The sequence below is a fragment of the Nitrospira sp. genome (genome assembly GCA_029194535.1).
Taxonomy (GTDB): domain Bacteria; phylum Nitrospirota; class Nitrospiria; order Nitrospirales; family Nitrospiraceae; genus Nitrospira_C.
Genome location: JARFXR010000001.1, coordinates 2,291,428 through 2,317,994, shown reverse-complemented (window position 1 = coordinate 2,317,994; position 26,567 = coordinate 2,291,428). Strand labels below are relative to the sequence as shown.

Annotated in this window: 23 protein-coding genes; 11 read left to right on the top strand and 12 right to left on the bottom strand. The window is 58.5% G+C overall.

The window, feature by feature from the left end:
• Positions 1–9: 9 nt before the first annotated feature.
• The 3 genes from P0111_10690 to P0111_10680 form a co-directional block, all read right to left on the bottom strand.
• Positions 10–630, bottom strand: a complete 621-nt coding sequence (locus P0111_10690; GenBank protein ID MDF0644490.1) for an acyloxyacyl hydrolase — start codon at positions 628–630, stop codon at positions 10–12.
• 147 nt (positions 631–777) lie between these two features.
• Complete coding sequence (locus tag P0111_10685) at positions 778–1,539, bottom strand: tetratricopeptide repeat protein (GenBank protein ID MDF0644489.1); 762 nt, start codon at positions 1,537–1,539, stop codon at positions 778–780.
• A gap of 34 nt (positions 1,540–1,573) precedes the next feature.
• Positions 1,574–1,996 carry a hypothetical protein gene (locus P0111_10680; GenBank protein MDF0644488.1) on the bottom strand — a complete coding sequence of 141 codons (423 nt, stop codon included), beginning with the start codon at positions 1,994–1,996 and terminating at the stop codon, positions 1,574–1,576.
• 182 nt (positions 1,997–2,178) lie between these two features.
• Between P0111_10680 and P0111_10675 the strand changes: the two genes are divergently transcribed.
• Both P0111_10675 and P0111_10670 read left to right on the top strand, forming a co-directional pair.
• Complete coding sequence (locus tag P0111_10675; GenBank protein MDF0644487.1) at positions 2,179–3,882, top strand: SagB/ThcOx family dehydrogenase; 1,704 nt, start codon at positions 2,179–2,181, stop codon at positions 3,880–3,882.
• A gap of 24 nt (positions 3,883–3,906) precedes the next feature.
• A complete protein-coding gene (locus tag P0111_10670) occupies positions 3,907–4,761 on the top strand; it encodes a hypothetical protein (GenBank protein ID MDF0644486.1) in 855 nt (284 codons plus the stop codon).
• 16 nt (positions 4,762–4,777) lie between these two features.
• On the opposite strand, the gene P0111_10665 is transcribed toward P0111_10670, so the two are convergent.
• Positions 4,778–5,227: a VanZ family protein gene (locus tag P0111_10665; GenBank protein MDF0644485.1), complete on the bottom strand. Its 450-nt coding sequence runs from the start codon at positions 5,225–5,227 to the stop codon at positions 4,778–4,780.
• A 69-nt stretch (positions 5,228–5,296) separates the two neighbouring features.
• Entirely contained in the window at positions 5,297–5,659 is a 363-nt protein-coding gene (locus P0111_10660; GenBank protein ID MDF0644484.1) for a response regulator, read from the bottom strand.
• 264 nt (positions 5,660–5,923) lie between these two features.
• Here P0111_10660 and P0111_10655 point away from each other — a divergent pair, with 264 nt between their 5' ends.
• Positions 5,924–6,487 (top strand): DUF882 domain-containing protein, encoded by a 564-nt coding sequence (locus P0111_10655; GenBank protein ID MDF0644483.1) that lies wholly within the window; start codon positions 5,924–5,926, stop codon positions 6,485–6,487.
• 46 nt (positions 6,488–6,533) lie between these two features.
• Entirely contained in the window at positions 6,534–7,079 is a 546-nt protein-coding gene (locus tag P0111_10650; protein ID MDF0644482.1) for a peptidylprolyl isomerase, read from the top strand.
• A gap of 5 nt (positions 7,080–7,084) precedes the next feature.
• Here the strand turns inward: P0111_10650 and glgB are convergent, their stop codons facing one another.
• On the bottom strand, positions 7,085–9,292 hold the full coding sequence (gene glgB, locus P0111_10645; GenBank protein ID MDF0644481.1) for a 1,4-alpha-glucan branching protein GlgB: 2,208 nt from the start codon (positions 9,290–9,292) through the stop codon (positions 7,085–7,087).
• 106 nt (positions 9,293–9,398) lie between these two features.
• Between glgB and P0111_10640 the strand changes: the two genes are divergently transcribed.
• Positions 9,399–10,736, top strand: a complete 1,338-nt coding sequence (locus tag P0111_10640) for an ArsB/NhaD family transporter (protein ID MDF0644480.1) — start codon at positions 9,399–9,401, stop codon at positions 10,734–10,736.
• Positions 10,737–10,789: 53 nt separating this feature from the next.
• Here P0111_10640 and P0111_10635 read toward each other — a convergent pair whose 3' ends face one another.
• From P0111_10635 to P0111_10615, 5 genes are all read right to left on the bottom strand, one after another.
• Positions 10,790–11,017: a hypothetical protein gene (locus tag P0111_10635; GenBank protein MDF0644479.1), complete on the bottom strand. Its 228-nt coding sequence runs from the start codon at positions 11,015–11,017 to the stop codon at positions 10,790–10,792.
• A gap of 111 nt (positions 11,018–11,128) precedes the next feature.
• Positions 11,129–11,416: a hypothetical protein gene (locus P0111_10630; GenBank protein ID MDF0644478.1), complete on the bottom strand. Its 288-nt coding sequence runs from the start codon at positions 11,414–11,416 to the stop codon at positions 11,129–11,131.
• 67 nt (positions 11,417–11,483) lie between these two features.
• Entirely contained in the window at positions 11,484–13,739 is a 2,256-nt protein-coding gene (locus P0111_10625) for a caspase family protein (protein ID MDF0644477.1), read from the bottom strand.
• Between the two features lie 121 nt (positions 13,740–13,860).
• On the bottom strand, positions 13,861–14,538 hold the full coding sequence (locus P0111_10620; protein MDF0644476.1) for a zf-HC2 domain-containing protein: 678 nt from the start codon (positions 14,536–14,538) through the stop codon (positions 13,861–13,863).
• Positions 14,535–15,116 (bottom strand): sigma-70 family RNA polymerase sigma factor, encoded by a 582-nt coding sequence (locus tag P0111_10615; protein MDF0644475.1) that lies wholly within the window; start codon positions 15,114–15,116, stop codon positions 14,535–14,537. Before P0111_10615 ends, P0111_10620 begins: the two co-directional genes overlap by 4 nt.
• Positions 15,117–15,294: 178 nt before the next feature.
• Between P0111_10615 and P0111_10610 the strand changes: the two genes are divergently transcribed.
• The 4 genes from P0111_10610 (at position 15,295) to P0111_10595 (ending at position 18,822) form a co-directional block, all read left to right on the top strand.
• Entirely contained in the window at positions 15,295–16,875 is a 1,581-nt protein-coding gene (locus P0111_10610) for a DUF4384 domain-containing protein (GenBank protein ID MDF0644474.1), read from the top strand.
• Positions 16,876–16,879: 4 nt separating this feature from the next.
• Entirely contained in the window at positions 16,880–17,788 is a 909-nt protein-coding gene (locus P0111_10605) for a hypothetical protein (protein MDF0644473.1), read from the top strand.
• A 462-nt stretch (positions 17,789–18,250) separates the two neighbouring features.
• The gene (locus tag P0111_10600) at positions 18,251–18,529 is read left to right on the top strand and encodes a type II toxin-antitoxin system Phd/YefM family antitoxin (protein ID MDF0644472.1); all 279 of its coding nucleotides are present in this window, start codon (positions 18,251–18,253) and stop codon (positions 18,527–18,529) included.
• Entirely contained in the window at positions 18,526–18,822 is a 297-nt protein-coding gene (locus P0111_10595) for a type II toxin-antitoxin system RelE/ParE family toxin (protein ID MDF0644471.1), read from the top strand. Before P0111_10600 ends, P0111_10595 begins: the two co-directional genes overlap by 4 nt.
• Positions 18,823–20,225: 1,403 nt before the next feature.
• On the opposite strand, the gene P0111_10590 is transcribed toward P0111_10595, so the two are convergent.
• The gene (locus tag P0111_10590) at positions 20,226–20,384 is read right to left on the bottom strand and encodes a hypothetical protein (GenBank protein MDF0644470.1); all 159 of its coding nucleotides are present in this window, start codon (positions 20,382–20,384) and stop codon (positions 20,226–20,228) included.
• A gap of 1,080 nt (positions 20,385–21,464) precedes the next feature.
• Here P0111_10590 and P0111_10585 point away from each other — a divergent pair.
• Positions 21,465–23,816, top strand: a complete 2,352-nt coding sequence (locus P0111_10585) for a hypothetical protein (protein ID MDF0644469.1) — start codon at positions 21,465–21,467, stop codon at positions 23,814–23,816.
• Between the two features lie 8 nt (positions 23,817–23,824).
• Positions 23,825–26,491 carry a thiol-activated cytolysin family protein gene (locus tag P0111_10580; GenBank protein ID MDF0644468.1) on the top strand — a complete coding sequence of 889 codons (2,667 nt, stop codon included), beginning with the start codon at positions 23,825–23,827 and terminating at the stop codon, positions 26,489–26,491.
• Positions 26,492–26,567: the final 76 nt, after the last annotated feature.

Below are 26,567 nucleotides of genomic sequence, written 5' to 3'. Positions count from 1 at the left end.
CCAAGCCTCCTAGAAGTAAAATGAGAATCCGATAAACGGGAGACTGGCATTGAGGCCCACGTTTGGATATCTCGTGCCCGCATTGGAAATGTGCTGAAAGCGATAGCCGGCGTTGAGCGCCATCCGCGGCGTGACAAACCACGACAGACCAACACCGGCGGTCAGGAGGAAATTGAAGCGGGCGGATTCCTCTGGAACATAGCCGACCAGATCCGTGTAAAACGGCCCTCCGGCGAATTCGATATAGGGACGAAGCGAATGGTACCCGCTGAAGAGATACTTGATCTTCGGGGTAAAGCCGATGCCGTGGGTCAGCACCGGCTCCTGAAACTGGATGTACACGATTTCCGCTCCAAGGAGGATCTGACCCTGGTACCAGCTTTTCCCGATCGGATCGGTCAAGACCATGCTCCACGAAGGCATGAGCGCGGGGCCTTGTTGTTTCGTCGAATGGTCGCTGGTGAGACGGACGGATATCAGATAGCCCGCCGTGAAACCCACTTCCTGAGTGCCGAACCGTAGTCCGGATCCAGACCCGGATCCAGACTCTTGGGCCCGCGCGAGCGACGGCATGATTCCAGCGGTCAGCAGAAGGATGAAAACGATGATGCCCCGTCGAGGTCGTGTCATTCAGCATCTCGGCCCTGTGTCGGCAGGGGAGTTGGCCGGCGTCTATCGCACCGTGAGCGGTGAGGCCTACAGTAACAAAGTATTGCGGGAAGTCCAGAAAGTGAGTGAAACCAGCATGAAAAATCCCGATGCGGAAAGGAGGAGGGATTACGACGACCGCAGCTGTGTCAGGCGGCGGACGTCGTCCCCTTCATCCGGGAGGTGATAGCGGCGGTCGATCATGATCACCCGTTCGAGGCAGCGGCGCGCCGCGACGGCGTCGCCTCGCTGCTGGTACACCGATGCGAGCAGGCGGATCACGGCGGCCTCGGCCGGCTCGTGTCCGAGCCGCACGTAATGCTCGGAGGCATTGTTCAGGCAACGCTCCGCGCCGGTCAGCTCGCCGCGCTGAAGATAGCACTTGCCCATCTGGCTATACGTCACGGCGAGCCCTTCTTCGTTGCCCACGATGCGGTGGTGGTCAAGAGCGAGGCGGAATGACGCGTCCGCCTGCTCCCATTGTTCATCCCGGGCATCCTGCAGCGCGAGATTGTTGTAGAGAATGCCCAACGCCCGATGGTCATTCAGCCCCAACAGCATATCCAGGGCTTCCAAATAATATGGTCGGGCCTTCTCCTGATGATCCGTACCCACGTGCAGATTGCCGAGATTGACCAGCGTGTGCGCAATCGCGTGGGCGTCCGGCTCCTCGCGCTGGATGGCGAGCACCTCCCGATAACATTGTTCCGCTCGATCCGGGTCGTTGAGCAGCGCACAGGTGTTGCCCAAATTGCCGAGCGAATCCGACAAACCGCGGCGGTTGCCGGTGCGGCGGTCCTCGTCGACCGCAGCCTCCCACGCTTCGCGCGCATGGACGAGATCCCCGCGGTGAAGGAAAATCCGAGCCCGGTGCTTATGGTCCTCAGCCATGATCGAGGAGCATGACGCCGCGGAACGGCTGGCCCTAGTCTCCGCCCTTCGGTGTGTCTATTCTGAACTCGACCGCGATCTCGTCTTCTTCCAGCAGGCCGAGCCCCGCGCGAAACGATTCGCGCAGTTCGGTCACACAGTCGATATCACGTGGGTCCTTGCCGGCGGGCGAACCGAGGTAGGACTCGCACAGCGTGAGGCCGGTCCGGAAATGACGAGGAATCGTTTCTTCGGTGACTTGCTGCCAGGTGATGTAGATGCAGAACGCTTGGAAGGCATCGGCGTTCGGATGCGCCGCCGCGAGGACGAGCAACTGCTCGTAGGCCTCGCGCGCCGAGGCTCCGGCGGAGGAGGAAAACCGATCTTCGAGATCCGCCGCCGTGAGCCACGCACGGCCGAGTTGCGCTTGCGATCGTTCAAAGGCTTCCCGGGCGGCCAGAGCGGCGTCAAACTGCATCGCGAGAGCATACTCACGGCGCCCGGTCAGGTCAATGTGTGAAGCGATCGCCCATGCATTTACTTCGGTCTGGGCGATTTGTACACTAGCCCGCATCCGCAATGAACGAAAGCCATTCCCCGATATCGCCGTCAGAGCCTCCGGCTTCCGATCCGATCGACCAGGTCGTCCGGTATCACAACATGACGAAGCATCACTTCCATCGCTATGCCCGCTCGTTAGGCTATCTGGATTGGGGGAATCAACCGGATCCCTTTCGACGCTATGCAGGAGCCGAGCTTATTCGACTTCCCTTGCTCGCCCCCGACGAGGATCCGGCGTCGCCCCCCTACCGCGCGCTGTTTGATGCCCGTGACATCGTCGTCCACCCGCTGACCCAGCGGAGTCTGTCCCGATTCCTTGAGTTGGCGCTCGCGCTCTCGGCATGGAAACGGGCGGGAGAATCGGAATGGGCGCTGCGGAGCAATCCGTCATCCGGCAATCTGCATCCGACCGAGGGCTACGTCCTCCTGCCGACCACACGCGAGCCGGAACTTGCGGCCGGCCTGTATCACTATGCACCCAGAGAACATGGGCTGGAGCGACGGGCTGAGTATTCAGCCGATCGGGTGGCCCACCTCCTTGCGCCGTTTCCGGCGCAAGCATTCATTTTGGGATTGACTTCGGTCCATTGGCGAGAGGCCTGGAAGTATGGTGAGCGCGCGTTCCGCTATTGTCAACACGACGTTGGTCACGCGATCGGGGCAGCCCGGATCTCTGCCGCCACCCTGGGGTGGCGAATGGTGTTGTTGGACGGCGCCGCACAGGATACCGCGGGGGTTCTGCTTGGAACCAACCGTCGAGAAGATTTCCAGGATGCCGAACCGGAGCATCCCAACTGTCTTGCCGTCATTTGGCCTTGTGGATTGCCAACACGCGTGTCGTCGTCAATGGTGGAGGACGTAGCTGAAATTCCGTTGTTACTTGATTCGGAAACCGTGGCGCAGCTTGCCGGCGGATCCTGGTACGGCAAGGCCAACCGGCTAAGCCGCGATCACGGGGTGCATTGGGGTATTATCGATGAAGTCGCCGAAGCGTCCTGGAAGACGCAAGTTCAAACGTCGGTTCTTCGACTTCCTACAGGTTTTGCCCCGCCGTCCGATGCGCTTCAGGCGTCACGAAAGACGAGCGATGCGGAGCCAAGTGCCGGCACGATTATCCGTCGGCGCCGAAGTGCCGTGGCCTTCGACGGCAGGACGTCGATTTCCTCGGCCAGCTTCTTCCGCATGCTGCGGCTCGTGATGCCGGGAGGGGGCAACGGGCAGTTGGACCGCCTCGTGCCGTGGGATGTCTGGCCGTATGAGCCGGCGGTTCATCTCATGCTGTTCGTGCACCGGATCGACGGCCTCACGCCTGGGCTGTATTTCCTTCTCCGCGACCCCGCCAAGCTGTCGTTCATCCAGGAGGCCATGAATCCCGAGCTGGTGTGGAGCAAGGCGCCGGGGGCGCCGGATGATCTGCCTCTCTATTGGTTGCTGGAAGGGGATGCGAAGAAACTCGCCGTCCAAGTGAGCTGTCATCAGGACATCGCCGGCGACGGCGCATTTTCTTTCGGCATGTTGGCCGAGTTCGAGGGACGCTTGCGAAAAGACGGCGCCTGGTGGTATCCACGATTGTTCTGGGAATCGGGGTTGCTGGGCCAAGTTCTCTACCTTGAGGCGGAAGAAGCGGGAGTGCGGGCGACCGGTATCGGATGTTTTTTCGACGATCCGGTTCACGAGATCCTTGCTGTGAAGCCGATGGTCCTCCAGTCTCTCTATCACTTCACCGTCGGTGGGCCGATCGAAGATCGGCGCCTGTTGACTTTGCCGCCATACTACCATCTTCAGAGAAACATAGCTTATTAATCAGCACGATAGAGGCGGTTATCCATGTTCAAGATTAAGAAAAAACTCGGCAAGTCCAAGCCGCCGGAACTCTACAACATCATCGAGGACTATTCGGAATTTGATGCGCCGGGCAATGTGACCGTCTGCGCCATGACGCTCGCGGAAGACGTATCGGTGCACGCCAGAATCCTCTCGGAAAGCTATGACGTCCCGCTGGACCAGATGACCGCGCTCCTGGCGGAGGGCGGCGTCTACATCTACCCGCACATCGGGGGGCTGGTAACGCAGGGACTCTTTTGTTGTTTCATCGACCCGACCGGAGCCTCAGCGAAGCAGACCTGGGTCCTGGACCTCATGCAATTCGCGGAGGCCGAACAGTTGAGTCGGGCCAAATCCTGTGCGTTGCAGGAAGCGGCGATGGAAGTCTTCCGCCGCACGCTTCCGGGCGAATTGAAAGCGAAGCTGGAACAGAAGAATCTAGGATTGGACTACCGCACGCTCAGCTCCCAGGTGGCTAAGGGCGGCGACATCAAGTACATCGATTTCCGGAAAGATTGGTCTCCACATTTCAAGCGTCTCTGCATCATGCCGGACGGACGGCTGGTGGAGACGGGCGGTCTGCAGGAGTTCGCCCACCTGCATGGGATCACCGAAGTGCAGGCGAGAGCGCTGATCGGCGAGGGAGGCATCCTGGAAGTCGGCGAGGAAGTTCTGGCCTGTCAGATCGTCAACGGACAGCCGGCTGTCGCGCGATTCAGCGCGAAAAACTACGCGAAAGCAAGAGAACTGGTGCGCACGAAGGACCTCCACCTGATGGACGCACTCAGCGAGGTCGGTTACAACGATCCCGCCATGATGCGCGGGCTTGTGCGCAAGGAATTGACCGGTGGTCGCTAACGAAGATTCCGTCAAATCACTTCGTGTGATGACGAACCCATCGGATGGGGATAGGAGGAGCTTTGGGGCCAGTCGAGAGTCTCAGGCGATTTTTCCACATGTTCCAGAGGAGCGTTCCCACTACGGCTCCGCTGACATTGCAGACGATATCTACCGGCGAAGGACGCCGATTGTGTGAGTACACCTGGTAGAGTTCAACGGTGCAGGAAAGGAGCAAGGCGACTACGAAGAGTACTGTGTGCGTAGAGAGATCTGCCGAATCCTTGTGTTGGAGAAAGAGTACGGCGAAGGGGACATAGAGTGCGATGTTGGCAAGAATATCGAGCCAAAATTCAATCGTGCGAATCTCCGACAGGGGTGGGACCCAGACCACATACTCCCAGTGGGAATGCGCCACAAAGACGGAGCCGTATGCCCCGCTTGCCAGAATGAGGAATGTGTAAAGAATCAGGAGTATCAGCCACATGACTGTCGGGGGATGCTGACGTTTGCCGACGGATAAGCAGGATTGAGAATATCTGCCGGACAGTACTACCTAGCGGGTAAGCTCTTCCTTGACGGCATCGACTAACTTGTTCAAATCGAACGGCTTTTCAAATACCCGTCTGGCGCCGAACAGTTTGGCGACATCCAGAAAGTTACGATCGCCCTGAGCTCCGGTCATGGCGATGACCTTGGCGTCCACATACTCGCGCGTCAACTGCAGCGTCGCTTCCAGGCCGTCCGTCCCAGGCATGAGAATGTCCATGATGACCAGATCGACCAGATTTTTCTGATAGACGTGCAAGCCCTCTTGTCCGTCCCGCGCCTCGATGACCTGGTACCTGGCTCTCTCCAAGACCTCTTTCAAGAGATGGCGGATTGAGTCTTCATCGTCGATGACAAGAATCGTGGCCATGATGATCAACGCTCCTTGAGCCCACTGAATACTACCCGCATTGGCGCCAGCTGTCTAGGAAGAATACGATTGCGCGCGGGGAAGCATGAATTGCGTGGGGATCAGCCACGTCAGACCGCGATCGCAGACGGCGATATCGCGATGTTCGGACGAGGGCCACAATATCAACGCGGAGGGCTTGACCTGATTCGTCGATATTTGCTACAAAGACGTGACACTCATACCACCGCGACCCTCACCCTCCTTATCATTCCGGAGATTGTCGTGTCGTACCAGGACTGGCTCTGGACGCGCCGAGCCTTGCTAAAGACCTCTCTTGTCGGACTGCTTGCCGTCGGCGGACGGTTCCTCTGTCCTTCGACGGCACAGGCCAGGACATTGCCGGAAGGCGAACTGGATTTTTACAACGTCCATACCGACGAGCGGCTGCATGTCCGGTACCGAAACGAGGCGGGCGAGTACGACCTGGCCGCGCTGGACGAGGTCAATCATGTGCTCCGGTGTCACCATACCGGCGAGGTCGCTGCGATGGATATCCGCCTGCTCGAACATGTGAACCTTGTACAGAAGGCCTTGGGTGGAAACGGCGAAATCCACGTCATCTCCGGATATCGGTCGCCGGAATACAATGCTCTGTTGGTCAAACGGAGCCGACGCGCAGTACGACACAGTTATCACATCGAAGGGCAAGCACTGGATTTCTACATCCCCGGCACTCCGCTCCGCGCGATTCGCCAAGCCGCAATGACACTGCAGTATGGAGGCGTGGGATTCTATCCGAGAGCCGGCTTCGTGCATCTCGACTGCGGCCCTGTCCGGTTCTGGTAACCGGCCCGCCGACCGTGCCGCTCCTACGAACAGGGAGGAAATTGTGATGTTTTCGTATCACCGGATGGCCCGGGCCTCCGGCTCCGCCGTCGCGCTCGTGGCTTTACTGGCCACCGCCTCCTTCGCATCGGCCGCCGAACAAAGCCGGAGGCCGGTCGTCATCAAAGCCGGCACTCAGGTCTCCCTCGAATACACATTGCGATTGGAAGATCAGACCGTCTTGGAGTCGAACGTGGGAAAGGCTCCGATGGTGTATCGTCAAGGAGCACATGAAATCGTTCCAGGGCTGGAGCAATCGCTCGAAGGGCATGCCAAGGGCGACAGCGCGCGAATTGTCGTGCAACCGGCTGATGGATATGGAGACGTCGATCCGAAAGCCGTCCAAGAGGTCAAGAAGAGTCTCATTCCGGAGGCAGCTAGGAAAGTCGGCGCTCAGCTCGAGGCGAAAGGGCCGGACGGGGAGTCGCTCTTTCCACGCGTAACCGCGATGACCGATGACACGGTTACGCTGGATTTCAATCATCCGCTCGCGGGGAAAGTGCTCGTGTTCGACGTGACGGTATTGGACGTGCAGCCCGTTCCGCGGAAGTGAGGCCGCTAGCAGTCTGAATGCCGGCGTAGGTACAAGACCGAGAGCGGAGGCAAGATAAGACTCAGCGAAGCCGGGAAGCCATGGCTCGGGATCTCCTGCGAGCGCAATCCACCAGCGTTACCAAGATCGCTGCCACCGTAAACCGAGGAGTCGGTATTGAGCAACTCTCGGTAATAACCGGTTCTGGGGACGCCGATGCGGTACGCATGGCGGGGAACCGGAGTGAAGTTGCAGACGCAGAGCAATTGCACTTCTGAATCTTTGGCCTTTCGGAGAAAGGCCACGACGGAATGGGTGGCGTCATGAAAGTCGATCCACTGAAACCCCGCCCAGTCGTGATCGATTTCGTGCAGCGGCGGCTGCTCCCTGTACAGCCGGTTTAAGTCTCTGACGAGCCGCTGGAGCCCTGCGTGGGGAGCGAACTCGCGCAGATGCCAGTCCAGGCTGCGATCGTGGTTCCACTCCCTCCACTGGCCGAACTCTCCTCCCATGAAGAGCATTTTCTTGCCTGGATGGGCGTACATGAATCCGTACATGGCCCGCAGATTGGCGAATCGTTGCCAGTCGTCTCCCGGCATCTTGTCGAGCAGCGCCCCCTTGCCGTGGACGACCTCATCGTGCGAGAGCGGCAGGAGAAAGTTCTCGCTGAAGGCGTACAGCAAGCCGAACGTGAGTTGACTCTGATGGTACAAGCGGTGCACGGGCTCATGGTGGAAATAGTCGAGGGTGTCGTGCATCCAGCCCATGTTCCATTTGAAGGTGAACCCGAGGCCGCCGGTGTAGGTCGGACGGGAAACCCCGGCCCACGATGTCGATTCCTCCGCCACCATGATGGCGCCTGGAAAGTCTCGATGGACGAGCACGTTCAGGTCCTTTAAGAACAGCACGGCGTCGAGATTTTCATGGCCGCCGAACTGGTTCGGAATCCACTCTCCGGGCTTCCTCCCATAGTCGAGATACAGCATGGACGCGACCGCGTCCACGCGCAATCCGTCGATATGATACCGATCCATCCAAAATAGGGCGCTGTTCATCAGGAAGTTGCGCACTTCGACTCGGCCGTAGTTGAAGATGCGGCTGTGCCAGTCCGGATGGTAGCCGAGGCGGGGATCGGCGTGGTCGTACAGATGGGTGCCGTCGAACTGGGAGAGCCCGTGCGCATCGTCGGGAAAGTGCGCCGGAGCCCAATCCATCAGGATGCCGATGCCGTTCTGGTGCGCCCGGTCGACGAAGGCCATGAAGTCTTCGGCCGATCCGTAACGGCTCGTCGCTGCGAAATAGCCGGTGGCCTGGTATCCCCACGAGCCGTCGAACGGATGTTCGGTGAGCGGCAACAATTCCAAATGGGTAAATCCCATCTCTTTTGCATAGGGAATCAGCCGGTCCGCCAGTTCACGATAGCTGAGCCATCGGTTGTCCTCTTCGAGAATTCTCATCCACGAGCCGAGATGGACTTCATAAACGGAGAGGGGTGCACCGAGCGGATCCCAGTTCACCCGCGCGTCCATCCACGACTGATCGTTCCACGCGTAGGTTGCGGTATCCGTCACGACGGAAGCGGTCTTGGGCCGGAGTTCCGAGGCGAAGGCATAGGGATCGGCCTTGAGCAGAATCGTGTCTTGCCCGCGCGGACGGATTTCATACTTGTAGAGGGTTCCGAATCCCAGGTCGGGAATGAAGAGTTCCCACAATCCGGTCGAGCCGCGGTTGGCCATCGGATGGCGTCGGCCGTCCCATTGATTGAAATCGCCGACGACGCTGACGCGGGCTGCGTTGGGAGCCCACACGACAAAGTGGACACCGGAGACTCCGCGGACCTCGCGCAGATGCGCCCCCATCGTTTCATAGGCCCGGTAAAATGTTCCTTCTGAGAATAAGTGCAACTGGTAATCCGTGAGCAACGGCGCAAAGGCATAGGCATCGTATCGGTCGGAGACTCGTCCGTGGCGATCGAGGACACGCAATCGATACGGCCTGTTCGACAATGGGCCGGGGACGAGGCATTCGAACAGCCCGCTTTCGTGGACGCGCCGCATCGAGATCGGTTCGGCTCCCTCCAGGAGCACCGAAACACTCTCGGCTTCAGGGTCGAAGCCGCGAATGACGACCGCGCCGGAGCCGTCGCCCGAGGCGTGCGCGCCAAGCAGCACGTGGGGGTCCCAAAGCTTTCCCTGCACCAACTGTTCAATATGTTCAAGAGAAAATTGCGACATGATCGACAGACCTCATTTTCATCCGCTATGGTACGTGGATCGAGCCTCGATAGGAAAGAGGAAAAGCTGATGAGTCCAGATTCGTGGTGAACCGGTTGTGAGCAAAATGTCCGACGTCTCCATTGCCCTCCTCATCTTCGGCCTGACGTACCTCCTCATCATCACGGAGCGTGTTCATAAGACCATCATTGCCCTCTTCGGTGCCGCGCTGATGATCGCGCTGGGCGTGGTCACACAGGAGGAAGCCTTCCACTCGCACGAGTTCGGTGTTGACTATAGCGTGATTTTTCTTCTGATCGGCATGATGGTCATCGTGAACATCGTCCGTGAAACGGGACTGTTCGAGGTGATAGCCATCTGGACCGCTCAGCAGTCCGATGCGAAGCCCTTCCGGATGCTCCTCCTGCTGGCCGTCGTCACGGCCGTGCTGTCCGCCACATTGGACAATGTGACGACCGTGCTTCTGATGGCGCCGGTCACCCTATCGATCACGAAACGGCTCGAACTCAACCCCGTGGCGTTTCTGATCGTCGAAGCCATGGCCTCGAACATCGGCGGTACCGGCACGCTGGTGGGCGATCCGCCGAACATGATGATCGCCAGCAAGGCGGAACTCGGATATCTGGATTTTCTCGTCCGCTTGGGCCCGATCGTCGTCATCATCATGGCGGTCTTTCTCGGCGCGCTGTGGTTGTTCGCCGGGCGGTCCATGAGCGTCGATCCTCATCTCAGAGCCGCGGTGCTGAAACTTCGGATCGACGACGCGGTGCAGGACCGCATCATGCTCCGCCGGTCAGTCTGGCTGTTGACCGCTGTCAATCTGACGTTTTGCATGCATGAGTGGCTGCGTCTGGAGCCGGCCACCATTGCTTTACTGGGTGCCAGTCTCTTCATGTTGCTTGGGCACAGACGCGGTTCGAGCGGGGCTTCGGAAGAGCTGTCTTATCTGACCGATGTGGAATGGAAGACCATCTTTTTTTTCATCGGATTGTTCGTTCTGGTCGGCGGGCTGGTGAAGGTCGGGATCATCCGGTCTGCCGCAGGTCTGTTGGTCGCCTATACCAGCGACAATTTGACGGCGACCACCATGGCGATCCTCTGGGGTTCAGCGGCGCTCTCTTCCGTGGTCGATAACATTCCGTACGTCGCGGCGATGAATCCGCTGATCGTGGACTTGGCCAGATCCCATCATCCTTCGCTGGTCGATCATGCGGCCCTGGTTCACCAACCGGATATTGTGCCGTTATGGTGGGCGCTGGCGCTCGGCGCGTGCCTGGGTGGAAACGCCACGATCATCGGCGCAAGCGCCAATGTCATCATCGTGGACGTGGCTCGGAAAGCCGGGTACGGAATCTCCTTTTGGCAATTCGCCAGGATCGGCATGCCGGTCACCATCGGATCGATGCTGCTCTGTTCGATCTACCTGTGGTGGCTCTTCCTGTGACGGATCCTATCCCGAACGACGAACTCATCGTTCGTTCGTCCACTCCCGCTCAGTCATGCCGACGGAGCGATGGTCCCCCGGCCGTAGAGCATCAACCGATCGTAGGAGGTCGTGCAGTCAGGACAATAGGTGCGGGACAATAGAATATCTTCCGCATGGACGAGATGTCGCTTGGCGTACTCGGTGATCGTGCACCATTCGTGACCGGTGGACCCGACCCAGTGCTCGTCCTTCACCTTCCGACAGACCTCACAACAGAACGCAACGTGGATTTCCGACATCGCAATCTCCTTCCCACTTGGGTCATATGGGATTGATGCCCATGGCCTCACCGTCGCGACGTCATCGGTACCATGTCGACAGCGGCGAGGGGTCACGAGGAAGCGGACGTACTAGACGTCCGGATTCGGAGGACGCAAGAGGGTGCGATCGTCGCCGGTCTGACAAAACTTCTGCAGACGTTCGACCGCCAGGCCGATGATGGCCGGAGGGTATAGATCAAGATAGCAGACGGGAAGCGAGAGTCCCTCAAAGAGCAAACTCTTGGAAAGGTCCGACTCGAATTCACAGGCCCAGAGCGTCAGGGTGCTGCCCAAAACCTGCATCAAGACGCAGAGGCACAGGAAGCCGAAGGTCAAAACCGTGAGGAGACGCCGCTGAGATTCGCGAGTCAGGGGCATGGAACGTCCTCAAGAGTGGGGCGCAGTGTAGGGACTTTCCAGCGCCCCTGTCAATGTCCTCGTCGAGTCACCCTTCGACCTTGATCGTGATGGAGGTCGCGGCCCAGTCCGGAGGCGGACCGGCAGGGGCGGCCGGCTCCGGATCCGACATGACCGCAGCATCCGCCGACGCGGGCAACTCAGGATGCGCGACGGCCGGTACTGTCGGGACCGGCTCCGGTTGCGGTTCTCCGGCAGCCTGCCCCGGTACGTGAGGCGTCGGGTCAAAGACGGGAATGATGCCGCGCGCCGCTCTCGTCGTCAGACTGTCTCTGATGCCGCCGATCTCAGCGGAGACTGCGCGGGTGCCGACGGTCGGAGCGCCCTTGACGGCCGCGCCGGCTTGGATGTTCCTGATGCGCTGGCGAAGCAGCTGGGCCGTGTCGAGATCCGTGCTGCTGAAGACACGGACCGTATCCGTTCCCTTGGGCGGAACATAGTCCCAATAGAACCCGGCCTTGTTGCCGTTCTGCAACGAGTCGGGAATCATGATCATTTCGCCGGCCCGCACGCGTCCTTCGGGATAGAAACCCGATTTTGAGTAATCGTTTGGGAACAGGAGATTGACGCCACCCTCCGCGTCCACGTCCACAACCGTCAGGTACGAATCCGCGCTGACTTTGATCTCGAGTTGAAGACTGTTCTCAGAGGTGCGGGGTTTGCCGGATTTCCGAATGCGATATTTGGCCGGCTGTGTATTGGCCGCGACGACGGCGATGCCGCGCGTACCGACGGAGGGCTTTGCCGGCGGCGGCGCATTGGCGACCCGGACGTCGATTCGCAATTGCGATGAGGGATTGTCCAGCGTGAGTAGTTCCGAGGCGGTGGCGGAGCGCGACACGACCATGGCCACACCCGCGCCCCAGTTGTCGGCGTCACCGGCGAATGAACCGACCAATTGCAACCCGTCAGCTGCGAAGAGCTTCATCTCGTTGTCCTGGGCCTGGACCAAATAACGGGGCGACTGATCCGGTCCCACGATCGCGACATGGGGAATGTACCTCACCAGGACATCCTCGATGTGCCTGCGCTTGCCGTCGGCCACCTCGAGGATGTGAATGGGAATCTTGTCGCCCGTCGGAGCAGGGAGAAACGCCACGGCGCGCGCATGATCGGGAATCTTCTTGTCGGCCGGTTGATATTTAGCCTTGGCGTCTTGACCTGCCAGTTGAGTGACCGTCGCGATCGCGACGGCGTGCCCTGGGACGAATGCGGTGTCCCCCGGCGGGTAGACGGCCCAGGTCGATCCGGGCACGGCGCCGAGCAACAGGCCGTTGACTAACGTCATCGACCCGGCTTCGCCCGACTTGACCTCGATCCAGGCCAAACGCGGATTCGAGCCGCCGGCGGTTGAGGTTCCCGGCGCGCCGGAAGAGCCCAACAGCGGAGTTTCCAGCAGATCCGGCGGAGCTTCGAGTTGGGGTTCGGGCATCGAGGCGCGGCCGAAATGCAGTTGGATGCGCTTGAGCTCTGTTTCAACCCCGCGAAAGACCTCCCGTGGCGACGCGGTGGAGGGCGAGGAACGAAGACTCCGTGAGAGCGCATAAGAAAAGAAGCCGTGATACCGTCCCTCCACCGGACCGTCCAACGCCTCCTGATGCGAAGCGGCGCCGGTCATGAGCACGTAGCGAGCGGGCAGCGTCTGAACCCCGCCCCTCGTCCTGACCTCCGATCCGGGAGTCGGCCGGTAGAGGTCGAGTCTGGTGTCTTGAGGGATGGAACGGGTTCGGATGTCGAGCGAGCGGGTCGCCGTGCCTGAATGGCAGGAGTCGAGGACGATGAAGGCGCGGCTGGTCGGCAGACGTTTGAAAATGGCCTCCAGCTCGTCATCCGTAATGTCGGGAATCGTGCCGCTTCGCCCATCCTGTGGGACGAGTGTTTCGTCGAGATGGTCCTCCGGCTCATCGCCGTTGAGATCCGCCACCTGCGAGCCGTGTCCGGAATAATGGATGTACACCATGTCTTGCGCCACGGTCTCGCCTACGAACTGATTGAGCGCCGCCAAGATTCCCGCGCGCGTGGCTTGCTCGTCGGTGAGCAGGCGGATGTGCTGTTCCGAGAAGCCCCATCGGGTGATGAGAATCTGTCTCATCGTCTCGATATCGTTCAATGAACCTTGCAGTTTGGGCACGGCCCGGTACTTGTTGATGCCGATCAGCAGCGCTCGCTTCGTGCCGACGTCCGTGCCTCCCGTGGTCTGGCCTGCGGCTTGATCGTGAAGCGCGCCCGCCAAGATCAGGAGGAGCGCGGTCAACAAGACGCTGGAGCGGGAGCGAGCCTTCATGAGATCACCTTTGAGCCTCTTTTCGGTTATGGGACTTTGAACAGGGCCGGTGCACGGATGCCTTTTCTTCGCGCCATGTCGCGACCCCTCTGGTCATTCGTCGTCGCCATGCGTGAAGGGTTCACGGAACCACGGCCTCGGCGCGCGAGACGACGCGATCTTGCGCCCGCAACATGTCCAGGATCCGACGGGACATTGCAGGATCCACCGCCTTGACCTCGAGCAGATACGAGCCTCCGGTTGTGGGACCGTCGACGATGCGCCCGTGGACTCGTTCGACTGCCTCGCGGATTTGCGCCTCGGTCGCGTGGTCGTGGAACCGAACGGTAAACCGCGCGGCGGGGCTGTCGATCGATCTGGTGCTCACCGGCTCGCGTTCCGGCGGCATCGTCACCCAGAGCAGCAAGCCAAACTGCACGGCAAGCAGCGCCGTCGCCAGGGAAGGAACCCACGGAACGTCGAAGAGCGAGCGGAACCAGCGATCGAGGGACGCGAGGCCGCTCCCGCCGCGACCGGCCTCGCGGGCGGAGTGGCCTGTGTCCAACGCCACTTTGGTCAGCACGGTCTTGGCCAGGGACGGACTCGGTTCCGGCTGGGACGCATACGCCTCGTGAATATTTCGCCGCAGGTCCGTCCATTCGCTCAGTTCTCTCCGGCAATCGAAGCAGGATTCTAAATGTCGGGCGACCAGACGGCGGTCTTCTTCTCCCAACGTCTCGTTGGCGTACCAGGGGAGCAGGGTCGCTTCCGGATGGACCCCGGCCGGTATGCGCTCTGGCTCGTTCGTACGCCCGTTCATACGATGGGTGCCTTCTGGTTCAGCCGATCCAGCGCTCGTTTGAGATGCTGCTTGGCGTAGAAGACTCGGGTCTTGACGGTGTTGGACGGGATGCCCAACATCGTCGCGATCTCGTCGTAGGGCAGTTCCTCGTAGAAGACGAGGCGCAAGACTTCCTGATGCTCACGCGACAGGGTGGCCAGCGCCCGCTTCGTCAAGGACTCGACTTGTTTTCGGTGGATCCCCTCCAGCGGGCTCTCGCAGGTGTTCGGGATCTCGGCGACCTCGTCGAGATCGACTTCGCGCTGCCAGCGTCCCGTACGTCGCAGGGCGTCCAGCGACTTATGGCGCGCGATGCCGAAAATCCAGGTGGATAGGCGTGACGTACCGGAAAAGGTTCCGGCACCCCGCCAGATGGCGATCATGGTTTCCCCGACCACGTCCTCGGCGACCGTCTGGTCGTTGACGAGGCTGTGCACGTACTGATACAGGCGCTTCTCATACAGATGGTAGAGACGTTCAAAGGCGGCTTGTTCGCCGGCTGCCACGGCACCAAGGAGGTCACTTTCCGAATCCTCACGGTCGTGAGTCGTGTCCATGGCCACCTAAGTTCAGTCTGCCGTCTGTACCGGCTCGGGAGGTCTTTGCTGTAGCATATTTGCCTTGGCCCCTCAATAGGACAGCCTTTGATTGACCAGCCTTCCGGGGCGGTCTACAATGCGCTGAACCTTTTGCTGTATCGTCGCGACGTACGGAACAGCATAGGGGAAATCAGACGTGGTGAAACTCTACTGGCAGGGCATGCGAGAGGCGAGAGCGGGTCGGGGAGTCGGACTTGCTCTGCTCGGGCCGCTTGTTCTCAGTTCTTGCGCCGCCGCCCCGTTTCTGGTTCCCATTGCCTTCGAATTCGCCAAGAATCTCTTCCAGACCGGCCTGCAGAATTACGGATCCAAACATCGCGATAACCTGAGTAATCTGGTGAATCGACTCTCCGGCCCCTATATGCAGGGGCTCCCTCCAATGGCGATGGGAGGACCGGGAATGCCCGGTCAACCGGGCCAACTGGGGCAGCCGGGTGTCGGAATGCAGCCAGGTTTTCAAGGACAACCGGGAATGCCGCCGACGCAATACCCAGGGCAGGCAGCCTATCCGGGACAAATGGGTGGCTATGATCCCAATATGGCGGGCATGGCCTCCACCGGTGCCGCAGCATATCCCGGATCACCGGTCAATCCCTATGGAAGTGCGCAAGGCCTTCCAGGCCAACCGGGAATGAATCCGTTCGATCCGAGCAATCCATATGCTGCTTCCTCCGGCCAGCAGATGAATCCATACGGGACGACGGGAGCGAATCCGTACGGCACGCCGAATCCGTACGGAAATTCGAATCCCTACGGCGCACAAAATCCCTATGGTTCCCCGAATCCCTACGGACAACCCACGAACCCCTACGGGACGACGAATCCATACGGAGCGTCTCCCTCACAGATGCAGCCGGGCTACGATCCGAACAATCCGTACGGAGCAGGTGGAACGATGCCAGGCTATGGCCAAGCTCAGCAAGGCTATGGCCAAGCTCAGCAAAGCTATGGCCAGGTCCAGCAAGGTTACGGCCAAGTTCAGCCAGGCTACGGTCAGGTTCCGCAGGGGTATGGGGCCGCCTCAACCTATGGAACGCAGCAGCAGGGGTACGCCAACTACGGGATGTCCGGCCAATCCTATGGAGGGCAGCCGTACGGAGCGGCCGGAATCTATCCTCGCTCAGTGGACGGCGAGGCGGTCGCCGTTGATGTGGCGCTGGTCAGGCAGAAACAGACGGCCGCCGGAAAAGAAGTCGTCTTGATGAACGACGGGGAAACGCTCAAGGACGGCGGGGCCAATAAGGAAGCAGGCGACCGCTTCAAGATCGTTGCGCGCACCAACTGCGATTGCTATCTCTATATCATCTCGATCGACGGATCGGGCTGGGCCGAAACGGTCTTCCCGGCCAAGGGCGCCGCGACAGCCAACCCGGTCAAGCAGGACCAGGAGTATAGCTTCCCCGAGTCGAACTACTGGTACACCTTGGACCAGGTGAAGGGGATTGAAACGTTCTTCGTCGTCGCGTCGCGGAACCGCCGAGCCGATCTGGAGGAAAGCATGGCGGAACTGGCCGCCGAGGTTCGGCCGTCGACTCCCATTGTGGCGAAGGTCGAGGAACCACCGGTCATTCCCCGCGGCGTCGGCTCCGTACAGACCCGCGGCATCGTGAAAGTCCAGGACGACACCGGCGCCAAGGTCCAGGTCACACCGCTCTCCTACGCGGCGAATCCGCCTATCCAGGATGTGACAGTCACCCGATGGTTCAATCACGAGTAGCAGCATGACGACGTCGTCCAGACGAATGAAGCGCGGTGCGGTTCTAGCCATTGCGGGGCTCTGTCTGAATGTCTTCCTGGCCTTCGCAGAGTCCTCGGCTCAGGTGTTTCCACCTCGTCAACCGCAGCCCTCCGCTCCGGTACCGACGCCGCGCCCTCCCGCTCAGATGCCGGGCCAGGCGGCCATGCCTCCGCAGCCGGGCGCCACGACAAGGAGCATTCCCCTCACAGTGATTCTCGGTGATCCGACCAAGTCGTTCATCCAGCTCACCAACATGCGGAGCCCATTCGACACGAATTTCGCCTTGGGTCGAGGACTGACTGGACGGATTACCTTGGAGAAATACACGCATGAAGCGGGCAACGGCCAGAAGGTGTTTGTGCACGTCACCGGAGTCTCCAATCCCCCCATGGTGACATTGGAGGGTCCGGAGATCCGGTACCAATTTCTGTTTCCGGTCATCCAGTTGAAAACTTATTACAAAGACTATTCCGGCGAAGGGGACACGGCCCTCGGCGATCTCGTCGCGGAAAAAGTCGTGGTCGACGTCTTTCTCACCCCGACGATCGACCAGCGGCGTCTGCCCACCTATCATTCCGTGCGCATTGCCGTGATCGGCGCCGTCAAGGAAGCGGACAAGTGCACGCATTTCTTCGACATGATCTTTCCCGTGAATATCTGCAAGATCGGAGCGGAGTATTTCAAACAGATCCAACCGGCCCTTGAGAACGGCATAAGGGAAGTCTTGCTCCAGCCGCCGACACGCATGCAATTCGAACAGCAAATCTACCAATTCATCCGCGCGGAACTCTTGTCGAAAGCCGGCATCAACCCGATGAGCCCGGCGCAAGTCGAGATCTTGCAGGGGGAACTTCGAGCAGGGGACTACCTCGCCACGTACCTGCCGCGCTAGGAGTCTGTCCGAGTAAGCCTTCGTGGCGAGGCGAAGGAGGTGCAGGCAGATGAGCGGCGCAAGGCTCGGAAAAACCGGAAGCGTATTCGCTGGAATACGTTGAGGATTTTTTCGGGCCGAGAACGATGCAGATACCTGCAGATCGTTTGCCGCAGTAGAATGGCATTACTCGGACAGACTCCTTGCTCAACATCACCGCCGGTCACGATTCGTCAGTAGCCTCCGGCCGTCAGCCCACACATTGCGCCTTCTCACGATAGCCGATAGAACGGCCACTTAACCAGCTATGTAGCAGTGGATCAGTTGCCATTAGAAGTACTGAATTTTGTCATTCCCGCGGAAGCGGGAATCTAGTCGGGGCCTTCTCCTCTGCATTGAGCCTTGATCGAGGAGTGGATGCCCGCCTTCTCGGGCATGACGCAAGAGGACACTGAGCCACCATCAGCTATGTGAGGAGGTCGTATGGCGCAGGTCGATCAGTTTATGTCGGTCACGGAGGCAAAAAACAAGCTGCTCGATCTCATCAGGAATATCAAACAGCGGGATCAGGTGGTGGCCATTACGCGAGATGGTGTGCCCACAGCCGTGCTGCTCAGCATGGATCAGTTCGAGGGACTCACGGAGACCATCGAAATCCTCAGCGATGCCAGATCGCTGCGGTCGTTGAAGCGCTCCTTGAAACAAGCCGATGCCGGCAAGTGGATCTCGCATGACGCCCTGTTCGGTCGAGACAAGTCGTGAGACGGTATCATGCCCGCTATACCCCCGATGTCGCCTCGCGCATTCGAAAGCTCCATCCTCAGATCAAGACAGCTATCCGTCAGGGCATTCGCGGGTTGCTGGAATCACCGCTAGCGGGACATCCGCTCCACTTTGACCTCGACGGATTTCGATCGTTTCGAGTGCGAAACTATCGCAGCATCTATCGAGTCAATGATGACGCGGGAGCGCTTGAGATTGTCTTTGTGGGAGCGCGCCGGACCGTCTACGAGGAGTTGCAGGCGCTGCTCCGAAAGCAGAATCATAGGGAATAGTTCGTGACTCGCGCTCTGCGGCGCCGGCTGCGTGGTGAAGTACATGCCGAGGCAGCCGATCTGTTTCTCATAATAAGCCATCAGGAGTACAGATCGACTAGCCCACATTATTCACGAGCGCTTCCACTGCAACCGCCGATACGCCGCTGCGACAGGCCGGCATGCGTCTTCGCGGCATGCCGTGGGGCGGGCTCGCCCCTCGCGACCTCAACGTACTGCTGTGAGTACGCTTCGGCCTCTCGGCGCTCCGCGCACCCGTCTCGCGTGGCGTCTTGGCGGTTTCGTGACGAACCGTCGTGAATAATGTGGGCTAGGGTGTGACGATGTGAAGGCCGCGGAACCTTCCCTCGATGCCCTGAGATTCGAGTAGGTTGCCGCTACCAACTTCGTTGACACCGCCTGAACTCCTTCCATCCTTCAGTTCCCGAAGAGATTCGGGCTTCCCGTCAGAATCGTGCCGTTAAAGAGCGGAAACCGATCGAGAGTCGACGAAATCTCGAATGCAGGCTAGAGATCAGCCCGAACAGGAGGTGCTATGTCGCAGCCTTTTTTGAGAAGAACAAGAACTTCTTCTACAAGGAGGTGTCGTCTATCCGTCCGCCTCTATTTAACGTGTACTCCGTCGCCGTGGTCGGTCAAAAGGTTCAAGCATGAGCAGATTTATTGTTCCGACCATCGCATGAACCTTACACAAGCTCCTCCTGACTCACTGTACAGAGAATCATCCCTAACCAAGGAGGAGTCCCATGTGGATCTTCATACTGGCCCTCGCATCATTGACAGGCATGTCGGTGTTCGGACTACTCCGCGCGATTTGGGATATCAGGTGAAAACCATGTGCCTAGGTGAAGAGCGAGCGATCCGTATGGGATATCCCGCCGGATGACGCAGGACTTGAGAAGGAAGAGAGTGCGGTTGCTTCTGTTCCCGGGAATAGCTTTTCGGTGTGATAGTGATTCATGGGTGCCTCTGAAAGGATCCATGCTGAATCATATTTGAGCCACCTCTCTATCGCGATAATACGATTATTCCTCAAAAACCAGCTGGTCAAATGGCAGTTTCATTGGTGTCCGTGTTACGCCTTCGACCTCTCTAGCGTTGCATGTAGTTTGCACTAGCGCCGTGCAGATTCCTTCACGTTCTTCAGTTCCCCTCCAGCATTCGTGAAGCATGACAGCTGCTGGGGGATGACAGATCTCCGCACCTTTTCTTGAAATGAGATGAACCTTGCTGAGGCACTCGACGACCTAGGTACAGAAAGAGTGCTGTCTCCCGCTAGAAATGTTCCGTGTTCTCCGGAGTAGCTGATGATCCTTCGAACTCGCCTCGCCTCGTTGACGTTCCTGCTGTTCATTCCTGTATCAGCCGGAGCAGTTCTTTCGAGTGGCGAGTATTCCAAGGTGTCACTTGAGACCTCCATTTACTTCATCGCTTCTGACGGGAGCGATGCCAAGGTCGAGCCCGGTCTTTATCGCATCGAACAGGACGATGAGCAACACCTTCGTCTCATTCCCGCTGACGATCATCCGCCGATAGTCGTACAAGCGATCTCGCAACGACACGAACAAGAAGTCCTAGGACCTGTTGCCCTTTCGGTGGTGGGAACGGAAAACTCGCACCACATCGTCTTGGTTTTGCCGAACGGCACGTGGCTAGACGCCGTGGGTTCGCGCAGCGGGGTTCGAAGTCGGGCGGCTGAGCCAATTCCGTTGAAACTCGAGCGAATGACAGGTGCTCTCGGACAACAGGCTCAGGGGAGAACCTTTTCCAAACAGAGCGTAGCTTCCTCGCAAAACGAGCCGCCGCCTTCCAATCAAGGCGTGCAGACAACTCAGCAAGTGATCAACGCCTGTATCGATCGAGCCAGCGGCATCGTGAGAATTCTCACCGAGCCACGAAGCCGCTGCAGAGACAACGAAATTCCCGTCGCATGGAATATGGTCGGTCCACCAGGACCTCCCGGCGGCCCACCTGGCCCTCCAGGACCCAAAGGGCCACAGGGGGTGCCAGGTCCACCAGGTGGACCGCCTGGCCCTCCGGGGCCTCCTGGTCCACCTGGTCCGGCGAATGGTCCACCTGGTCCTCCAGGCCCTCAAGGTTTGCTCGGCCCTTCAGGACCTCCCGGTCTGCAGGGACCACCAGGTGTCGCTGGTCCTCAGGGACCACCTGGAATGGCTGTGGGCGCAAAGACGATCCTCACTGGACAGTCAGCGACCTGCGCGTCGCAGTCAGCCGCCTGTTTTATGGGGCCGGGCACCGGGACTTCGGCTGTGCTGGAGCCGGTCGAAATACCGATGGGATCTTCTGGAAGAATCGTCAGTCTGCGAGCGATCGGAACCACGATGCTGACCAGCCCAGGACAAGGACAACAGGTAGAGCGCATCATCGTAACAGTCCTGGTTAACGGTAACCCAGTCCTCAATTGCGATAGCCAGGGTCGAAGCTTTTCCGTATTTCCCGGTGGAGGGTACCCCAAGAGACCCTTCTGTCATGTCGATATTCCACAGCCCCTGATCGTCAACAAAGGAGATCGTGTGGGACTTGTACGAGAGCCCAATACCGCCAATGTCACGTGGTCGATGATTGTCGAACCGTAGCCTGGTTTATGACAAGCACAGTAGTCGTTAAGGGGGAGGGGACGCATGTGTAGCCGGTGGGTGTGGATCTTTCTGGTGATGGGATGTCTCACTGCGATGGAACAGTCGGTTCAGGCAGAAACTCCAGGAGCATCCGTGTCGTTGCAAAATGGAGCGAGGTTCTCTTCACCGGATGGAAGCTTGGTCGCTGTCTCCGCAGGAACATATCGCCTCGAAACAACCGATGGCAATCAATTGCGCTTACTTGCAGATGGCCAGAGTGAGCCACTCTTGTTGAAGGCCGTTCCGATTTCCTTCGATATCAAAATTGATCGACCAACTGCGCTTTTCATTCCCGACGAGCCTGACGTATCCCACCTCGTGCTCGCCTTACCAGGTGGAAAGGGTTATGACGCTCGGACTTGGACTGGCGAGATTCGTCCTCGCAATGTCAAAGAGGAAGGGATTTCACGCGAGAAACTCAATGCCGCGCTTGCCGCATTAGTCACAGCTGCCTCGTCTCAAAGCGCTGAATCCGGCGAAGAGATCGAAAGCCGCGGAGGCCTCCTACCGCTTACGCTGTCGAAGATGAGTATGTCTGCCGATTTGAGCGTCACCTGGAGCCTGTCTGTCGCCGGAGGAGGATATGGTCAACCCTCCAAGTTCTGGACTTATGAAGTAGAGGTTAAGAATGCCGGGAGAGATACCGCCTATGATGTCGTTGTCGAGCTCAGCATGTTTGATACCAACCGTTCTGCCGATATCTCATCACGGATTCCAAATTCTACTGTGTCTGTACAGTGCGGAGGTATACAACACAGCACTGCAGATCATAAGTTCTGTAAAGCCTCAAGCCTTAGTGTGAACCAGACCTTTTTCATCACCTTCAAAACCAGCACTTTCGGAACCAACGCAAGGCCTGATCCGCCGCTTTTTGTTCAGGTGATGAGTGCCATTCCGGATCCCGTTCTCGCCAACAACTGGGTTACCAACATAGCGCCAGGGGATATGGCGCTCTACCCCTCTGCCGATCTGGTGGTAGGCCTATTGGGTCAAATCGACCCAGTCGGTCAGCTTCAAATTTACGAACTGAGCGTCACTAACAAGGGAAAAGACTTAGCTTACAATATTGTGTTGGCATACGCATTCACGGATGGCAAGCCAGGAACAAGCATCATCAGGATTGATCCACATGGTGCGGAGTGTGCTTCGAGAGACGTAGCACCAGGACTGCCAATTATCAGCTGCACTGTCGTCGACCTAGGAGTTGGTACGACAGCTGGCGCGACCGTCGCCTTGAGCAATCCTGGGAATGTGTCCCGCAGCAGCACAGCCCAAGTCACCAGCGCTGTTCCGGACAATAATCAGGTGAACAACACGGTGAGGATCACAATTGCGCAAGGCAATTTACCTCAGCACTCTACAACTGCTCCAAAGGTGACAGGAAGCACCCCCTCATCAGCACCAACACTGACGTCGCCATCCGGCATGGTCTTGTCGCCGGCTTCTCCCAGTGCCACTCCCATGATACTGCAACCAAAAGGACCTGCCCCGGGACAGCAAGCGACATCACCTCCAGTTGTACCGATGCTAAGCGGAAAATACCGAGTCGTCATCAACGGCCTTCGCGTCATTCACGAGACGAAGGATGACATGTTCCAGTTCGATGGAAAGCGGGATGAAGTTTATGTGGCTGCATTCGTCCGGCGTCAGAGTGTCCCGTCCCTAGGCACTGATTTTGTCACGACCACCTCCCAACTACTCGACCACGGATTTGTGAGAAGCAAGGTTCACGGCGATATCAATGGCTTTCAGGATCATCGGGTGCTGGCTGGGACTGCCAGTGAACTTGGCGGCCTACGCACGAGTGATACGATTCCCCTGAATCGCGATCCTGCTCTCCCGTCAGCTCGTCCACCCTCGACCACCACATTTCCTCTCCATGTTTGGGAAGGAACACTGAATGATACCGATGCGCTCGTCATCCACCCCACACTTTGGGAGTGGGATGGTCTCACCGGCGTGTATAACCACTGGAGCGTCGAGATGGGAAACAAATATGTGGGGCAAGCAGTCGTGAAGAAAGCCACCAGTAATCCTTTGTACACAGAGTATGGCCAGTACATCCCCTATCTTCCCGTAGGAACCCCATTACTTGGAGGGCAGGGGCGCCCCATGTTGATCGATAACATATCGGGCCACGATCATCCAATTGGAATGGCCGCACAAGGTAACGGGAGGTTCACGGTGCCCGATCAATTTATCGTCTTGACCCGCGCGAAGCTAGAAGCGCTCTTCGCATCACCCTCGGTCATTGGTGGAGTACCGCCGGTCGTCATCCCTGTCCAGTTTGTCGACTACGGAGCTGGGCTGGAAGGCAACTATACGATGTATCTGCGGGTGGACAAGGTGCCGTGAGCCACGTCATGGCACAAGGACGTCAGAAACATGTGGAGGTCGCGATGGACCTGAAGCAAATTGTCGGGCTAGCTCTTCTCCTCGGATTATTCACCATAGACTCAACGGCTGCCCAGGAATCAGGTGGAGCCGATGAACAAGGAACAGTTCGGCAGTTCTCACAACAGGCTGAACAGGTGGCAGAGGCACCAACCGCGGATTCCGTGGAAGGGGAAGTCGGAACACGTGGCGTTGGAGCAACAACGACCGTAGTGATGGGCAGCGTGCCTCCAGCAGGTCACTCAAAAGCGACCGTCACAGTACCGAGGTCAGACAAGCTGGTGGGGGGCGGGGCGTTCGCCGATTGGAAGGGGGCAGGCAGCTTGCTGACCTCCAGTGCGCCAACTGGGATGACCGGTTGGGAGGCGACTGCCAAAGATCACGGCATGGCGGACCCCTCAGCGCTGACGGCCTATGCCATTCTCCTCCTGGATACCGCAAACATGTGGGAAGTCACGATTCGTGAAGCGACCAGCTCAGTGAGCGCGCACCCGATCGTCTCGGTGACGACGCCGATGGGATACGTGATGGCAAGTGGGGGATGCCGGGTGAATTGGAAAACCGCTCCAACATCGCCCGGAAATCTGCTTACAGCCTCATTCCCCTCATCGAATACAACCTGGGAATGCCGCGCCAAGGACCACTCCTTTCCCAACCCTGCTTCAGTTACGGCCTATGTGATGGCGATTCGACCGCGAGGTTCCTCTCCGCTTCCACAGATTCAGATCGATCAAGCCACAAGCGCCGCAGGGCCAAGTCCAACAGTGCAGGTCCGCCCGTCGCGGCCAGGCTACACGGTCACGGGCGGCGGTGCTCAAACCATCGTCTCTCCAACCGGGGGTGGACAACTTCTGACACAATCTGCACCGCTTCTTGGCCCAGGAAATACGACTCCAATTGGTTGGATGGCACGGTCTAAGGATCACCTCGTTTCAAGCCCAGGGACAGTGATCGCCTATGTCATCAGCCTCAATCTAAATATGACGGCATCGGGTGGAGGAATGGCGCAAGCATCACCGGCTCAGCCACTGGTGCTTCAACCGCTGGCGACAGTACCAGGGACGACTGGAGCAATGACGCAGGCACAAGCCATTAAGGCGTATGTCGATGTGCTCCCTCGTCTGGCGTTGGTCCAGAGCAGGCCCTCTACGCTATCGCCGATACCCAGGGAGGGTGTTCAGGGAACATGGCGAGTTGGCGGAACCTATGTGAATCAAAGATCCGAACTGGCGCTTCTGAAAAGCCCTTCGACCGTGATGTGGCCCGGAGCGCTGGTGCAAGGCGCCTCAATTGCCGGGAACAATTTTGCTCTCATTGATCTTGCACGATCCCCTGGCAGGATCGCCCTGAAGGGGAATTTCATCGGGGGAACGGCCGCACCGAGGTGGAGGGACCTGCCACGAATCAGCGGGAGCGATGTCGATCAGGCGCGCGACTCCATCCTTCGCGCCATCGCTCCCACAGATGCCGCATCGGATATTTTCCTCGAGACCCAATTTGCCGGCACCATGGAAGAAGCGATGGTGAAGTTGGGAGTGGCCTATCAGGGAGTTGCGTTCAATGCCTCATTCAAGGCGAGCTTCAATCAAAGCTTGAACGAGCACACGCTGGTCGCGAAGTTCACTCAGAAGTTTTATGACGTGGTGTTTGAAAGAGATCCCACAAGCGTCTCGCCATTCTTCGGACCTACCGTCACGTTGACAGACGTGAAAGGGTACACGTCGCCCCAGAACCCTCCTGTCTACATCAGTCAAGTCACGTATGGTCGTGTCTTGTTGGTCACATTCACGTCGAGGCTCAGCGAACGAGACATGAAGGCTGCTGTGGAAGGTGCTTATGCCGGATTTTCCGGCAATGCAGAAGCGAGATATAAAGAGACGCTATCCCAGATGTCCATGACCGTTTTGTCGATTGGTAATACAGGCGAAGCTATTCGTCAAACCATCCAAGCCCAAACGCCGGATCAGGCCTTCAACGCCTTGCGCAATCTCGTGACGAGCGGAGGAAGGTTCAGCCTTGCAAACCCAGGCGCACCCATCGCGTTCACGATGAATTATGTGGGTTCAGTGGTGGGACAAGGTGCTGGTGCCGCGGTGATTGCGCAAATGGTGACCGATCTCAGCCCAGAGGTCATCGAAGCCAAGGCAATTCCTATCTGCAGAACGTTCCCTGTCTGGGATGGGCCTGGAGGAGGGCCAGTCAACACGCACATGATGGCAAACTGGGGAGACACCGTCCTTATCACAGCCTCGGGAAGAAACTACTCAGGTGTAGCTGGTGATTTCGGCTACGATCCGACAGGTTGGTACAAATGGGATGCACCCGGCGACGGGGGCATAAATTATCCCCTAACCGACCGATCGCCTTTCGCGCTCATCGCCAAGTTTGGCGGAGAGAACAACATGGGAATTGACAGAACAAAGCAAACATATACAGAACGTCCAGGAATTTCCGTCAGCTCCTGGTTCTATGTCGGTCTCCAGCAGGAGCGGATTGCTGGATATATCGATCCTCAAACGAAGCAAGGGACACCAGGCACTGGTGAGATTTGGCTCGGGACCAATGACAACAATCCCTACAATGGGTCCGCGGACGTAAAGTTTTCAGTGCAGGTGTGCGTTTCTCGACGGCTCTAGTCCGGAGCCACGATTAACCACGTTGGTGTGGACTCATTATGGCCAGACAATCAACGAAAACAGCATAGCAATTCAG